Annotated in this window: 2 rRNA genes; both read left to right on the top strand. The window is 46.1% G+C overall.

The features are described 5' to 3' along the window. Nucleotides 1–10: 10 nt before the first annotated feature. Nucleotides 11–128, top strand: a 5S ribosomal RNA gene (gene rrf / locus CI595_RS25775). A gap of 362 nt (nucleotides 129–490) precedes the next feature. Further along, nucleotides 491–566, top strand: a 23S ribosomal RNA gene (locus CI595_RS25770); the annotation flags it as partial.

The raw sequence follows: 566 nt of genomic DNA, 5'->3' as shown, positions 1-566 counted from the left end.
ACCGAATATTTCCGGTGGCGATACGCCCAGGGGTCACACCCGTACCCATCCCGAACACGATGGTTAAGACCTGGGAGGCCGATGATACTATGCTGGAGACGGCATGGGAAAGCAGGTGGCTGCCGGAATCCCTTTAAAAAAGGCTGGGGAACAGAAAAGCCTACAAAATAGAACAGGCATCTGGGTATCAAATATGGATGCTAACCCACACCAGCGGGGAAGCGCTGTTATTGATAACTGGTTTTACCAGTGATCCAAGCATAAAATCATTTTTGTGTTTAGATGGCTGATAAAATATTTCAGCCGCATGTGATCTTGTTCACATGAGCATGTACCTTGAAAACTGCATATACGAAACATCTAGAATACGTTAAACGTAAAGATAGAGACGAAAACGAGGCGCTGTAGCAATACAGCGAATAGTAATAAAGTAACAAAAACCAAGCAACAAACCCAAGCCGTCAGGTACCAACGCTATGGTATCTGTCAAGGCCAAGCAAGAAAGAGCGCAGGGTGGATGCCTTGGCACTAAGAGCCGATGAAAGACGTGATAAGCTGCGAAAAGC

This window comes from Blautia hominis, from assembly GCA_002270465.1.
In the GTDB taxonomy this organism is placed as follows: Bacteria; Bacillota; Clostridia; order Lachnospirales; family Lachnospiraceae; genus Blautia; species Blautia hominis.
This window is presented reverse-complemented; position numbering and strand designations above follow the sequence as displayed.